We start from the raw sequence: 13,180 nt of genomic DNA, 5'->3' as shown, positions 1-13,180 counted from the left end.
ACCCCCGTTCGGTCGTTCCCCCGGGTCCCCCGGTCTCGCTCCCGCCGACGCCTGGCCGGCGGAAGGAGCGGATCCGGGGTAGCTCCGTTCCGGCGCCCCGTGTCGCCGGTGCCGGAGCCGAACCCCTTCTCCGTGCCTCCACTCTCTCGTTCACGCAGGTCGGCCCCCATCCGCGCGCGTACTCATCTCACCGGCTAGGTACGCGTACTCAGGCCTGCGCACTCATCCCCAAGACCCTCTGTCGCCCACTGGTTACGATCGCGTCCGTGTCCATACTTCCCTTGATCTTCACCAGCGCCTGGGCCAGCGGCATCAACTCCTACGCCGTGGTCCTGCTGCTCGGCGTGTTCGGCGCGACCGGGCTGAGCGACGAGGTGCCCGAGGCGCTGCAGCGGCCCGACGTGCTGATCGCGGCCGGGGTGCTGTTCCTGTGCGAGGCCGTCGCCGACAAGATCCCGTACGTGGACTCGGCGTGGGACTCGGTGCACACCGTGGTCCGGCCGGTGGCGGGCGCGGTCGTCGCGGCGCTGCTCGCCGGGCAGAGCGGGTCGCTGCCGGAGCTGGCGGCGGGCGCGGTCGGCGGTTCCACGGCGCTGGTGAGCCACCTGGTCAAGGCCGGGACGCGGATGGCGGTCAACACCTCGCCGGAGCCGTTCAGCAACATCGCGGTGAGCATCGCCGAGGATCTCGGGGTCGGCGCCCTCATCACCCTCGCGATCTTCTACCCCGTCGCCGCCGCGGTCATCGCGGGCACCTTGCTGCTCGCCGGGCTGCTGCTGCTTGTCTTCCTGGTCTCGCGGATCCGTCGGTTCTGGCGGCGCAGGGCCGAGCGGCGGGCCGGGAAACGGCTCGGGCAGACGGTGACCCAGCGGTCCGGCTGAGCTGTCCTTCGAGGTCAGTGGGCCGTTGTCAGTGGCGGCCGATAAAGTCCCACGCATGGCACGGATTGCGGTGATCGGCGCCGGGACGGGCGCGATGGCGGCCGCTGCCCGGCTGGCCGTCGCGGGCCACCGGGTGGCGGTGTACGAGCGTACGGAGACGTACGGCGGAGCGGTGCGCCGCTTCGAGCGCGACGGCTTCGGGTTCGACACGGGCCCCGGGCTGCTCCCGCTCCCGGCCGTCTACCGCGACCTGTTCCTCAAGACCGGCAAGGAGCCGCTGGAGGCGTGCGTCGAGCTGGTCCAGGTCGACCCGTCCGCGCGGCACGTCTTCGCGGACGGCACCGAGCTCTCCCTGCCGAACGCCTCGCGCGCGGGCGTGGTGGCCGCCCTCGACGAGGCGCTGGGCGCCGGCACCGGCGGCCGCTGGGGCGACTTCCTCGTCCGCGCCCGCGAGGCGTGGGACCGCACCCGCAGACCCCTGCTCGAAGAGCCCCTGTGGCCCAACTGGCAGGTGCTGGCCGACCGCGAGCCCTATCCGGCGGTCCCCCACAAGCGGCTCCTGCGCACCCGCCGGGCCGGCACCCTCGCCGAGGTCGGTGCCTGGGAGCTGCGCGACCCCCTGCTCGTAGCCCTGCTGGAGAGCCACGCGCTCGCCCACGGCCTGGACCCGCGCGCGACCCCGGCGAGCGCTGCGGTGCTGCCGTACCTGGAGCATGCCTTCGGCACCTGGTATGTCCGGGGCGGCATACGGGAGTTGGCGCGGGCGCTGTACGAGCGGTGCCTGGCCAGGAGGGTCGACTTCAGTTTCGGTGCCGAGGTCGTGCGCGTCCTGGACAAGGACGGCCGGGCGGCGGGGGTGGAGTTGGCCGACGGGACGGCGGCGGAGGCGGACTTCGTGGTCGCCGGGGTCACCCCCGGGGTGCTGGACCGTCTCGTCCGGGAAGCGGCGGTCCGAGGCGCGGACGAGGTCGCGCCCCAGCACGGGGCAGCGAGCCGTCTGACGGTGCTGCTGGCGCTGCGAGGCGGCCGACCGGAAGGTACGGCGCACCGCACGGTCGTGCATGCGGAGGATCGCGAGAGCGAACTGGACGCCCTGTTCGGCACCGCTCCCGGCATGCCCGCGCGGCCCACGGTCACCGTGCTGCGGCCCGAGGACGCCGAACTCGTTCCGGACCTCGGGCATGAGGCGATCACGCTCAGCTCGGTGGTGCCCGCGCAGCCCGACCAGGGCTGGGCGGAGCGGGAGGTCTTCGACCTGCACGCCGAGAATCTGATCGCCGTCGCCGAGCGTGCCGTGCCGGGCCTGCGCGACCGCCTCCTCTGGCACGAGGTGTGCACTCCGGCCGACATCGCGGAGGCGACCGGCGCGGAGGGCGGAGCGATTCCGGCGCCGGCGCTCGCCGCGGGCGACGGACGTCTGCTGCACCCGTCCAACAGCACGGCCATACCCGGCCTGTTCACCGTGGGCGGCTGGTCCCACCCCGGCGGCGGGCTTCCGCACGCCGGTATGTCGGGCGCGCTGGTGGCCGGGCTGATCGTGGAGGGGCCGGAGTTCCGGGGCTCGCAGTGATTCCGCGTAGGGCGCTAGGCGCTGGGCGTCAGAAGCGGTACTGCTCGTCGTACCCGTTGCCCTGACCCTGGCCCTGCTGCTGGCCGCCCTGGTACGGGTACTGCTGCTCCGGCGGCAGCTCGCCGCCGTACGCCTCGTCGGTGCGCTGCTGCGGGACCCAGACACCGCCGGGCGGGGTGGTCTCGCCGTAGGTGCCGGTGCCGGTGGCGTACGGGTCCTGGGCGTAGCCCTGTTGGCCGTACTGCTGCTGGCCGTAGGCGTCGTAGGAGCCGTCGCCGTAGGTCTGGGTGCCGATGTACGGGTCGGAGTAGGCGGCGTACTGCTGCTGGCCGGTGGCGTCGTAGCCGTACTGCTGCTGGTCGTAGCCGGAGTAGCCGGCGTCGTACCCGTAGCTCTGGTCGGCCGTCGCGTACTGGTCCTGGGGCTGGCCGGCGGCCGCGTAGTTCTGGTCGGCGGCGGCGTAGGCGGGGTCGCTGTATATGCCGTACGAGCCGGTGTCCTCGGGGAGGGGCTGCGGCTCGTAGACGGAGGTCGTCTCCGCGGCCGTGGGCCGGTCCGGGCGGGAGGGGGTGAAGACGTCGTCGCGATCGTAGTCGTCCTGGCCGTAACCCACGTCGCTCTGGGCGTAGTTGGCGTCGTTGCTCCGGCCGTAGTCGGCGTCGTGGCCCGCGAAACCGCCGGTCGCCTCGAGGTCGGAGACCTCCAGGGTCGGCTCCTGGCGGTCCGGTTCCCCGCGGCGGCGCTTGGCGGCCAGGGGGCCGAGGGCCGGTGCGGAGACGGCCCAGCCGGCCGAGAAGCCGCGGCGGAACGACAGCGTGACGTAGGTCTGGCCGACCGCGAACGCCGCCGCGCCCAGCCCGATGACGATGACGGACGGGATCAGCACCCCGACCACGACGCCGAGGAAGCCGACGAAGGCGAGCAGTCGCCAGCGCAGGCGTGCCTTGTACTGCAGCAGCACCTCGCCCAGCAGCCACAGCGCGACGATGCCGAACGCGATGTAGAGGACCGTCCAGCCCATGTACGCCCCTCTCCCAGTGGCCGCCTACGCAGTGTGACGTATGTCAGGACGGCCGGTCTAGGCCTGCGATGGGTGGTGCAGGCCCAGGTTCTCGTAGATTTCCAGGGTCGCCGTGGAGTTGTTGAGCGTGATGAAGTGCAGTCCTGGCACTCCCTCGGCCAGCAGCCGCGCGCAGAACTCCGTGGCGAACTCGATCCCGATCGAGCGTACAGCCGCCGGATCGTCCTTTGCTGTGAGGATCCGCTCTTTCAGGGCGGCCGGGAAGGAGGCGTTGGTGAGGGACGGGATCCGCTCCAGCGTCCTCACGCTGGCGATCGGCATGATCTCCGGAATGATCGGGGTGTCGCAGCCGGCGGCCGCGACACGGTCGCGCAACCGCAGGTAGTCCTCGGGTTCGAAGAACATTTGCGTGATCGCGTAGTCCGCGCCGGCACGGCATTTGTCGACGAAGTGACCGACGTCCGTCTCCCAGTCGGCGGAGCGCGGGTGCATCGCCGGGAAGGCCGCGACGCCGACGCAGAAATCTCCGGACGCCTTGATCAGTTCGACGAGCTCGGCGGCGTAGGTCAGACCCCGCGGGTGTCGCACCCAGTCGCCCAGCGGGTCGCCGGGCGGGTCGCCGCGCAGTGCCAGCATGTTGCGGATCCCGGCGTCGGCGTACTGGCCGATGATGTTGCGCAGGTCGGCCACCGAGTGGTCGACGGCGGTGAGGTGGGCGATCGGGGTGAGCGTGGTGTCCGAGGCGATGGCCTCGGTCGCCTTGACCGTGCCCGCGCGGGTGGAGCCGCCGGCGCCGTAGGTCACGGAGACGAAGTCGGGCCCGACCGCCTCGACCCGGCGCAGCGCGTTCCACAGGTTCCGCTCGCCCTTCGGGGTCTTGGGGGCGTAGAACTCGAAGGAATACGTCGTCTTGCCGGTCGCGAGCATCTCGCGCACGGTACGAGCGTGGTCCGACCTGATGGATGCGGTGCCGAGGGCCATACTCGCAGGTTAGCCAGGGGTCCCTGGTCCCCCAACCGGACGCCGGACATTTGCCCGAATTGTCGGGTTGTTGTCCACGCCTTGGACAACAAAGGGTCGCGGAGCAACATCACCGGGGCCGGACGGAGCCCCGGGACCTGGAATCCCTACGGCACTGACCACTGACTGAGACGAGCCAGGGCGAAAGTGAGACGCAGCTCGTCGCGGCTCCTTGAGGGAAAACGCCACGACACGCCAGCGCCTACGCCTGCCGCAGCCTCTTCGCGAACTCCGCCGCCGCTTCTGCAGGGTCGGCCGCCTCGGTGATCGCCCGTACGACGACGACACGGCGGGCGCCCGCTTCCAGCACCTCGTCGAGGTTGGTGAGGTCGATGCCGCCGATGGCGAACCAGGGGCGGTCCGTGCCGAGGGCGGCGGTGTGGCGGACCAGGTCGAGGCCGGGGGCGTGACGGCCGGGCTTGGTGGGGGTGGGCCAGCAGGGGCCGGTGCAGAAGTAGTCCACGCCGTCCTGGGCGGCGGCCGCGTCGGCCTCGGTGTCGGCGTGTGTGGAGCGGCCGATCAGGACGTCGTCCCCGAGGATCGCGCGGGCGGCGGGGACGGGAAGGTCGCCCTGGCCGAGGTGCAGGACGTCGGCGCCGGCGGCGTGGGCCACGTCGGCACGGTCGTTGACCGCGAGCAGCTTGCCGTGCCGGGCACAGGCGTCGGCGAAGACCTTCAGGTGCTCCAGTTCCTCGGCCGCCTCCATCCCCTTGTCCCGCAACTGCACGATGTCGACACCACCGGCCAGCACGGCATCGAGGAACTCCGCGAGGTCGCCCTGCCGCTTGCGGGCGTCGGTGCAGAGATAGAGCCGAGCGTCGGCGAGCTGAGCGCGGGCGGTGCCTGCGGCGGCGGTGTCGGACATACGGGAGCCCCCTGTGATCGGGTTGCCGGGCGGATGACGTCGGGCTGGTGCCGGGACGGTGGCACGGTATCCGGAGCGGCACGGTACCTGGGGGCGACACCGGGGCTCGGTACCTGGGGGCGACGCTGGCCCGGCGCCTCCGACAGCGCCACAGTCGGCACCGGGTACGACGGCGACCTGCCCTGTCTGCCACACAGCCCACCGGCACCGGGGCATGTCGTCGGCGCCGACGTGCGGGGTGGGCCGGGCCCGAGGAGCCGGTCTCAGGGCCCGTGCGGCAGGCGCTCTGCCGCAGAGGCCCCTCGCCGGGGCGACCGGTCGCGCCCACGGCCGCAGTCACCCGCGACCGTGGCTCACGAGGCCGCGGCCCGTTCGTCGGACGGTGTTCGGATCAGTTGGTGGGTCAGACGGCGAGCGCCTGGGCGCGGCGCTTCACCTCCGTGCCGCGATTCTCGCTGAGGGCCTGTGCGGGGGTGCCGGGCAGGCTCTCGTCGGGGGTGAAGAGCCACTCCAGCATCTCTTCGTCGGTGAAGCCGTCGTCCCGCAGGAGCGTCAGGGTGCCGGACAGGCCCTTGACGACCTTGTCCCCGTCGATGAAGGCGGCGGGGACGTGCAGCGCGCGGTTCTCACCACGGCGTACGGCGATGAGCTGGCCCTCCTTGACCAGCTGCCGTACACGCGTCACCTCGACATCGAGCATCTCTGCGATGTCGGGCAGGGTGAGCCAGGCGGGGACGAGAGCATCGATCTTTGCGTCAATCTCGGTCACGGAAACAAGCCTGCCATCTGCCACTGACAGTCGGAAGCCAGGCCGGTCCACCCGGGCAGGACAGGCGCGCTACGCCGTCGCCGTCTTCATCGGCTTCGCGGGGTCCACCAGCAGCTCCGCGTTCATCGGCGTGCCCGCCTCGATCAGCCGCCGCCCCTGCGCCAGGTCCCTCGGCCGGCCCACCGCCAGCAGGGCGACGAGCCGGTCGCCCCGCAGCCAGCAGACGGTCCAGGCCGGGCCCGACGGGTCGCCGCGCCACAGCAGCGTGTCGGCGCCGGCGTGATGGCCGGCGTACTGGACGAAACGGCCGAACTGCTCGGACCAGAAGTACGGCACGGGGTCGTAGACCGCGGAGGTCTCGCCGAGGATGTTCGCGGCGACCGTACGCGGGCCCTGGAGCGCGTTGTCCCAGTGGTGGACCAGCAGGCGCTCGCCATACCTTCCCGAAGGGAAGGAGGCGCAGTCGCCGACCGCGTAGACGTCCGGCACGGAGCTGCGCAGCCGGTCGTCGGCCACGACCTCGCCGTGCGCGCCGAGCTCGATGCCGGAGCCGGCCAGCCAGGCCGTCGCGGGCCGGGCCCCGATGCCGACGACGACGGCGCCGGCGGGCAGCCGCGAGCCGTCGTCGAGGATCACCGCGCCGGGCTCGACGCGCTCCACGCGCGCGTGGGTGCGCAGCACCGCCCCGCTGTCCTCGTACCAGGCGGTCATCGGCGCGGCCACCTCCGCGGGCAGCGCCCCCGCGAGCGGCCGGTCGGCGGCCTCCACCACGGTCACCGCGCAGCCCGCCTCGCGCGCGGCGGTGGCGAACTCCGCGCCGATCCAGCCCGCGCCGACGACCACGATGTCGTGCTGCCGCCCGAGCACCGGCCGCAGCCGCTCGGCGTCGTCCAGGGTGCGCAGCAGATGCACGCCGGGCACGCCCTCCGCGCCCGGCAGCCGGATCGGTTCGGCGCCGGTGGCCAGCACGAGGGCGTCGTACGGGACGGGCCCGGCCTCGGTGTCGAGCTCGTGGTCGGCGGGGCGCACGCCCAGCACCTCGCGCCCGAGTCGCAGTTCGATGCCGAGCGCCTCGAAGTCGACGTCGAAGGCGGAGCCCTCGGCCTTTCCGAGCAGTACGGCCTTGGACAGGGGCGGCCGGTCGTACGGCTGGTGGGGCTCGGCGCCGATCAGGGTGACGGCCCCGGTGAAGCCCTGTTCCCGCAGGGCGACCGCTGTCTGCACCCCGGCCATGCCCGCGCCGGCGATGACCACGCGGGGCGTCGGTGACATGCCCCGTTGCTGCGTCTGCTCGCTCACCTGATCACCATAGACAAGTGACTGTTCGTCAGTCAGCGGGCGTGCTCGGTGACCTGCTCCACAACGCTGGTTCCCGAGCCGTCCTGCGACTCCCACTCCCAGGTCTCGTCCAGCCGCACCCGCCCGTCGGGCAGCTCGGCCACCGTCGACACACAGTGCCCGGAAGAGGTCGTCCCGTCCCGCTTCAGCTGCACGTACCGGAAGTCCAGCCGGTCGCCGTCCCTGGTGCCCACCAGGTACCCGCGTACGACGTCGCCGCCCGTGTACTCGGCCCAGATCTCGCCGTCCTTCTCGTGGTAGGTGAACCGGGTGCGGGTACCCACCTGACCTGGGGCTTGATCGGCGACAGGGGTGAGGACGAGACCGTCGAGCGAGCAGGCCACGGGCGGAGGCTCCCTTACTGAGGCATACGGCGGCGGGCTAGGGTGGCCAACGTAGAGCACTCGCGGGAGCCCGGACGCACCGGGCTGAGAGGGAGGCTGGCGGCCTCCGACCGTACGAACCTGATCCGGGTCATGCCGGCGAAGGGAGGGGCTGGACGCCCATGTCGCGTACGCGTACGTCAGACGTCCTCGTCATCGGGGGCGGAATCATCGGCCTGGTCACGGCGTGGCGGGCCGCACAGCGCGGGTTCACGACGACCGTCGTGGATCCTGAGCCGGGCGGCGGGGCCGCCCAGGTGGCGGCCGGAATGCTGGCCGCCGTCACGGAACTGCACTACGGCGAGCAGACCCTGCTCGGCCTGAACCTCGCCTCGGCCCGCCGCTACCCGGACTTCGCGGCCGAGCTCACCGACGTCACCGGCCACGACCTCGGCTACCGCCGGTGCGGCACGCTCGCCGTGGCCCTGGACGCCGACGACCGTGCCCATCTGCGCGAACTGCACACCTTGCAGCGCCAGTCGGGTCTTGACTCCGAGTGGTTGTCGGGGCGTGAGTGCCGGCGCCTGGAGCCGATGCTCGCGCCGGGTGTGCGCGGCGGGCTGCGGGTGGACGGCGACCACCAGATCGACCCGCGGCGGCTGGCCGGGGCGCTGGTGGCCGCGTGCGAGCGGGCCGGGGTGGCCTTCCACCGCGCCTGGGCCGAGCGCCTCGACGTCGTACGGGACCGGGCGGCCGGTGTCACCACGACGGACGGTACCGGGCTGGGCGCCGGCCAGGTGGTCCTGGCGGGCGGCAGCCTCAGCGGGCGCCTCGCGGGCGTCCCGGACGACGTACTGCCGCCGGTGCGCCCCGTGAAGGGGCAGGTGCTGCGGCTGACCGTGCCAAAGCGGTACGCGCCGTTCCTGAGCCGGACCGTGCGGGCCGTGGTGCGCGGCAGCCAGGTGTATCTGGTGCCGCGCGAGAGCGGGGAGCTGGTCGTCGGGGCGACGAGCGAGGAGCTGGGCTGGGACACGACGGTGACCGCGGGCGGGGTGTACGAGCTGCTGCGCGACGCCCACGAGCTGGTGCCGGGCATCACGGAGCTGCCGCTCACCGAGACCCGCGCGGGTCTGCGCCCGGGCTCCCCCGACAACGCGCCGCTGCTCGGCCCGACGGAGCTTGCCGGGCTGTCGCTGGCCACCGGGCACTACCGCAACGGCGTGCTGCTCACGCCGGTCACCGGCGATGCCATGGCGCATGTCCTGACCACCGGTGAACTCCCGGACGAGGCCCGTCCGTTCACGCCCCGGCGCTTCAGCGCCGCCGCACTCACGGAGCAGCCCGCATGAACACCCCCTTCACCCCTGACACTCCGGACACACCCGTCACCATCTCGGTCAACGGCGAGCGTCGGCAGATCGAGCCGGGCACGGCTCTCGACACGCTCGTCACGTCCCTCACCGCGGCGCCCTCCGGAGTGGCCGCCGCTCTGAACGAAACCGTCGTCCCGCGCGCGCAGTGGCCGTCGACGTCCCTCTCCGAGGGCGACCGCGTCGAGGTCCTCACCGCCGTCCAAGGAGGCTGAACCATGGCCGACGATCCCTTTGTCATCGGCGACACGTCCTTCACGTCCCGGCTGATCATGGGCACGGGCGGGGCGCCCAGCCTGGAGGTCCTGGAGCGGGCGCTGGTGGCGTCCGGGACGGAGCTGACCACGGTCGCGATGCGGCGGGTGGACCCTTCGGTGCACGGCTCCGTGCTGTCGGTCCTGGAGAGGCTCGGGATCCGGGTGCTGCCGAACACGGCGGGGTGCTTCACCGCCGGAGAGGCCGTGCTGACGGCCCGCCTCGCGCGCGAGGCGCTCGGTACGGATCTGATCAAGCTGGAGGTCATCGCCGACGAGCGGACGCTGCTGCCGGATCCGATCGAGCTGCTGGACGCGGCGGAGACGCTGGTGGACGACGGGTTCACGGTGCTGCCGTACACCAACGACGACCCTGTGCTGGCGCGGAAGCTCCAGGACGTGGGCTGTGCGGCGATCATGCCGCTGGGCTCCCCGATCGGATCGGGGCTCGGGATCCGCAATCCGCACAACTTCCAGTTGATCATGGAGCACGCGCGCGTGCCGGTGATTCTGGACGCGGGCGCCGGTACGGCGTCGGACGCGGCGCTCGCGATGGAGCTGGGGTGCGCGGGTGTGATGCTCGCCTCGGCGGTGACGCGGGCGCAGGAGCCGGTACTGATGGCCGACGCGATGCGGCACGCGGTGGAGGCGGGGCGGTTGGCGTACCGGGCGGGGAGGATTCCGAAGCGGCACTTCGCGGAGGCGTCGTCCCCGGTGGAGGGCATGGCACGGCTGGATCCGGAACGCCCCGCATTCTGAACGCCCGTTCGATAGAACGTCTTCGGCCAATGAGGCATGCGTCACAGGTCGGCTTCAGTACCGGCCCGATCCCGGCCGAACCCGTCGGCGTGTCAGTGTCGGCTCGTACACTCACCTGCGTGGATACGACCCTTCAGGACCCTCTGGTCGGGCAGGTGCTCGACGGCCGGTATCGCGTGGACGCGCGGATCGCCGTCGGCGGGATGGCCACGGTCTACCGGGCCGTGGACACCCGCCTGGACCGCGTCCTCGCGCTCAAGGTGATGCATCCGGCCCTGGCTGTCGACGGGGTCTTCGTGGAGCGGTTCATCCGGGAGGCGAAGTCCGTCGCCCGGCTGGCGCACCCCAATGTGGTGCAGGTCTTCGACCAGGGCACCGACGGGTCGTACGTCTATCTCGCGATGGAGTACGTCGCGGGCTGCACCCTGCGTGACGTCCTGCGCGAGCGCGGGGCGCTGCAGCCCCGGGCCGCCCTGGACATCCTGGAGCCGGTGCTCGCCGCGCTCGGCGCCGCGCACCGGGCCGGGTTCGTGCACCGGGACATGAAGCCGGAGAACGTGCTGATAGGGGACGACGGCCGGGTCAAGGTCGCCGACTTCGGGCTCGTGCGGTCCGTGGACACCGTGACCAGCACCACCGGTGCCGTGCTCGGCACCGTCTCCTATCTCGCGCCCGAGCAGATCGAGGAGCCCGGCGCAGCCGACGCCCGCGTCGACGTGTACGCGTGCGGGGTCGTGCTCTACGAGATGCTCACCGGTGAGAAGCCGCATGACGGGGACTCCCCGGCCGTGGTGCTCTACAAGCATCTGCACGAAGACGTCCCGCCGCCCTCGGTGATCGCGCCAGGGCTGGCGTACGAGCTCGACGAGCTGGTCGCGTCGGCCACCGCGCGCACCCCGGACCTGCGGCCGTACGACGCCGTGGCGCTGCTCGCGCAGGCCCGGCAGACGCGCGCCGCGCTCAGCGAGGACCAGCTGGACGCGGTGCCGCCGCAGGCGCTCACGACGGAGCACGGCAACGCCGACGACCGTACGAGCGTGATCCCGCGCGCGCTGACGATCCAGCGGCCGCTGCCCGTGAACGAGGACGAGCCCGAGGCCGTCTTCAACCGGACCAGCCGGCTGGAGGCGCCCCCGCCTCCGCCGCCCCGGCGCTCGCGGGCCGCGCGTGCTCCGCGCGGTCCGTTGATCATCGTGGCCGCCGTCCTGCTGGCCCTCGGCCTCGGCGTCGGCATCTGGTACATCAACTCCGGCCAGTTCACCGAGGTCCCGCCGCTGATGTCCAAGACCGAGGCGCAGGCCAAGGACCGGCTGGAGGAGGCCGGGCTGGAGGTCGGCAAGGTCGAGCGCGAGTACAGCGACACCTTCGACCGCGGCACCGTCATCAGCTCGGACCCGAAGTCGGGCGCCCGTATCCGGCACAACGACTCGGTCGGTCTGGTCCTCTCGCTGGGGCCGAAGACCGTGAAGGTGCCCGATCTCCAGGGCTATCCGCTGGACAAGGCGAGGAGCGAGCTGAAGGAGATCGGCCTGGAGCCGGGCGTCGTGAACCGGGAGTTCAACGACGACGTCACCAGGGGCTCGGTGATCGCGTCGGTCCCCGGGACCGGCACCAAGGTCCGCTCCGGCTCCGCGGTCGAGCTCACCGTCAGCAAGGGCAGCCCGGTGGACGTCCCGGACGTCACCGGCGACAGCCCGGCCGACGCGCGGGCCGAGCTGGAGGAGGCCGGTCTGAAGGTGAAGATCGCCCCTACCCGCGTCAACTCCGAGTTCGACGCGGGCCAGGTCGCCCAGCAGACCCCGGCGGCGGGCGGCAAGCCGGCCGCCGAGGGCGACACCGTCACCCTGACGCTGTCCAAGGGCCCCGAGATGATCGAGGTCCCGGACGTGGTCGGCGACAGCGTCGACGACGCCAAGGCCGCGCTGGAGGGCGCCGGCTTCGAGGTCGACGAGGACCGTGGCCTGCTCGGGCTGTTCGGCGACACGGTCAAGAAGCAGTCCGTGAAGGGCGGGAAGACGGCGCCCAAGGGGTCGACGATCACGATCACCATCCGCTGACCGGGGCCGGTGGCGGCCATGACACCCTGAACGGGTGAAGAGCCAGCAGTCCGCCGCCGCCCCGGGAACCCCTCCCGGCCCCTCCGGCAGTCCCGTCTCCCGCAATCCCGTCGGCGGCCACGTCCCCGTGGCCGGCGGCCTCAGCTCCGTCGGGCTCACCTACGCCCACGACCTCAAGGCCGAGACGGTCCAGGTCTTCGTCGCCAACCCGCGCGGCTGGGCGACGCCGGCCGGGAACCCGCGGCAGGACGAGGAGTTCCGCGCGATCTGCGCGGCCGAGTCGATCCCGGCGTATGTGCACGCGCCGTACCTGATCAACTTCGGCTCGCACACCGAGGCGACGGTCGAGAAGTCGGTGGAGTCGCTACGGCACTCGCTGCGCCGCGGGCGGGAGATCGGCGCGCTGGGCGTGGTCGTGCACACCGGCAGCGCGACCGGTGGCCGGGAGCGCTCGGTGGCCCTGCGACAGGTACGGGAGCACCTGCTGCCGCTGCTCGACGAGCTGACCCATGACGACGACCCGTATCTGCTCCTGGAGTCCACCGCCGGGCAGGGCGCCTCGCTCTGCTCCCGCACCTGGGACTTCGGGCCGTACTTCGAGGCGCTGGACGCCCATCCGAAGCTGGGCGTGTGCCTGGACACCTGCCACATCTTCGCCGCCGGCCATGACCTGACCGGCCCGTCGGGCATGCACCAGACCCTCGACCTGCTGGTGGACACGGTCGGCGAGGGCCGGCTGAAGCTGATCCACGCCAATGACTCCAAGGACGTCGTCGGCGCGCACAAGGACCGGCACGAGAACATCGGCGCGGGTCATATCGGCGAGGACCCGTTCCGGGCGCTGATGACCCACCCGGCCACCGAGGGCGTACCGCTGATCATCGAGACGCCCGGCGGGAAGGAAGGCCACGCGGCGGACGTGGAGCGGCTGAAGAAGCTTCGGGACGCTTAGC

At 72.2% G+C, this 13,180-nt stretch carries 13 protein-coding genes and 1 riboswitch; of the genes, 7 read left to right on the top strand and 6 right to left on the bottom strand.

The genetic code is table 11. The features are described from left to right. Window positions 1–266 precede the first annotated feature (266 nt). A complete protein-coding gene (locus L0P92_RS23475; protein ID WP_234764809.1) occupies window positions 267–881 on the top strand; it encodes a DUF4126 domain-containing protein in 615 nt (204 codons plus the stop codon). Window positions 882–936: 55 nt separating this feature from the next. Beyond that, entirely contained in the window at window positions 937–2,451 is a 1,515-nt protein-coding gene (locus L0P92_RS23470) for a phytoene desaturase family protein (RefSeq protein WP_234764808.1), read from the top strand. A 28-nt stretch (window positions 2,452–2,479) separates the two neighbouring features. Here L0P92_RS23470 and L0P92_RS23465 read toward each other — a convergent pair whose 3' ends face one another. The 6 genes from L0P92_RS23465 to L0P92_RS23440 all read right to left on the bottom strand — a co-directional run bounded on the left by L0P92_RS23465 (window position 2,480) and on the right by L0P92_RS23440 (window position 7,808). Further along, window positions 2,480–3,472: an SCO2102 family sporulation regulator gene (locus tag L0P92_RS23465; protein WP_234764807.1), complete on the bottom strand. Its 993-nt coding sequence runs from the start codon at window positions 3,470–3,472 to the stop codon at window positions 2,480–2,482. 57 nt (window positions 3,473–3,529) lie between these two features. Then, the gene (metF, locus tag L0P92_RS23460; RefSeq protein ID WP_234764806.1) at window positions 3,530–4,453 is read right to left on the bottom strand and encodes a methylenetetrahydrofolate reductase [NAD(P)H]; all 924 of its coding nucleotides are present in this window, start codon (window positions 4,451–4,453) and stop codon (window positions 3,530–3,532) included. Window positions 4,454–4,694: 241 nt separating this feature from the next. Continuing rightward, window positions 4,695–5,357, bottom strand: coding sequence for a thiamine phosphate synthase (gene thiE, locus L0P92_RS23455; RefSeq protein WP_234764805.1), 663 nt, complete (start codon window positions 5,355–5,357; stop codon window positions 4,695–4,697). Window positions 5,358–5,760: 403 nt separating this feature from the next. Next, entirely contained in the window at window positions 5,761–6,126 is a 366-nt protein-coding gene (locus L0P92_RS23450; protein WP_031483328.1) for an Rv2175c family DNA-binding protein, read from the bottom strand. Window positions 6,127–6,195: 69 nt separating this feature from the next. Then, on the bottom strand, window positions 6,196–7,425 hold the full coding sequence (locus L0P92_RS23445; RefSeq protein ID WP_234764804.1) for an NAD(P)/FAD-dependent oxidoreductase: 1,230 nt from the start codon (window positions 7,423–7,425) through the stop codon (window positions 6,196–6,198). A gap of 32 nt (window positions 7,426–7,457) precedes the next feature. Continuing rightward, window positions 7,458–7,808 (bottom strand): avidin-fold protein, encoded by a 351-nt coding sequence (locus L0P92_RS23440; protein ID WP_234764803.1) that lies wholly within the window; start codon window positions 7,806–7,808, stop codon window positions 7,458–7,460. A 52-nt stretch (window positions 7,809–7,860) separates the two neighbouring features. Further along, window positions 7,861–7,972: riboswitch (TPP riboswitch) on the top strand. Here L0P92_RS23440 and thiO point away from each other — a divergent pair. From thiO to L0P92_RS23415, 5 genes are all read left to right on the top strand, one after another. Continuing rightward, a complete protein-coding gene (thiO, locus tag L0P92_RS23435) occupies window positions 7,970–9,136 on the top strand; it encodes a glycine oxidase ThiO (protein WP_234764802.1) in 1,167 nt (388 codons plus the stop codon). (Overlaps the previous riboswitch by 3 nt.) Then, entirely contained in the window at window positions 9,133–9,372 is a 240-nt protein-coding gene (gene thiS / locus L0P92_RS23430; protein ID WP_234764801.1) for a sulfur carrier protein ThiS, read from the top strand. Before thiO ends, thiS begins: the two co-directional genes overlap by 4 nt. A gap of 3 nt (window positions 9,373–9,375) precedes the next feature. Continuing rightward, on the top strand, window positions 9,376–10,170 hold the full coding sequence (locus L0P92_RS23425; RefSeq protein ID WP_234764800.1) for a thiazole synthase: 795 nt from the start codon (window positions 9,376–9,378) through the stop codon (window positions 10,168–10,170). Between the two features lie 119 nt (window positions 10,171–10,289). Continuing rightward, window positions 10,290–12,227, top strand: a complete 1,938-nt coding sequence (gene pknB, locus L0P92_RS23420) for a Stk1 family PASTA domain-containing Ser/Thr kinase (protein ID WP_234764799.1) — start codon at window positions 10,290–10,292, stop codon at window positions 12,225–12,227. A 34-nt stretch (window positions 12,228–12,261) separates the two neighbouring features. After that, on the top strand, window positions 12,262–13,179 hold the full coding sequence (locus L0P92_RS23415) for a deoxyribonuclease IV (protein WP_234764798.1): 918 nt from the start codon (window positions 12,262–12,264) through the stop codon (window positions 13,177–13,179). The last annotated feature ends 1 nt before the right edge of the window (window position 13,180 follow it).

The organism is Streptomyces muensis (genome assembly GCF_021474425.1).
Classification (GTDB): domain Bacteria; phylum Actinomycetota; class Actinomycetes; order Streptomycetales; family Streptomycetaceae; genus Streptomyces; species Streptomyces muensis.
The sequence above is the reverse complement of the archived record's forward strand: the minus strand, read 5'-3'. Positions and strand labels throughout refer to the sequence as shown.

Excerpts from the sequence above, each read along its gene's own strand:
- L0P92_RS23470 (WP_234764808.1), top strand. The coding sequence starts at position 937 with ATGGCACGGATTGCGGTGATCGGCGCCGGGACGGGCGCGATGGCGGCC.
- L0P92_RS23465 (WP_234764807.1), bottom strand. The coding sequence starts at position 3,472 with ATGGGCTGGACGGTCCTCTACATCGCGTTCGGCATCGTCGCGCTGTGG.
- metF (WP_234764806.1), bottom strand. The coding sequence starts at position 4,453 with ATGGCCCTCGGCACCGCATCCATCAGGTCGGACCACGCTCGTACCGTG.
- thiE (WP_234764805.1), bottom strand. The coding sequence starts at position 5,357 with ATGTCCGACACCGCCGCCGCAGGCACCGCCCGCGCTCAGCTCGCCGAC.
- thiO (WP_234764802.1), top strand. The coding sequence starts at position 7,970 with ATGTCGCGTACGCGTACGTCAGACGTCCTCGTCATCGGGGGCGGAATC.
- thiS (WP_234764801.1), top strand. The coding sequence starts at position 9,133 with ATGAACACCCCCTTCACCCCTGACACTCCGGACACACCCGTCACCATC.
- L0P92_RS23425 (WP_234764800.1), top strand. The coding sequence starts at position 9,376 with ATGGCCGACGATCCCTTTGTCATCGGCGACACGTCCTTCACGTCCCGG.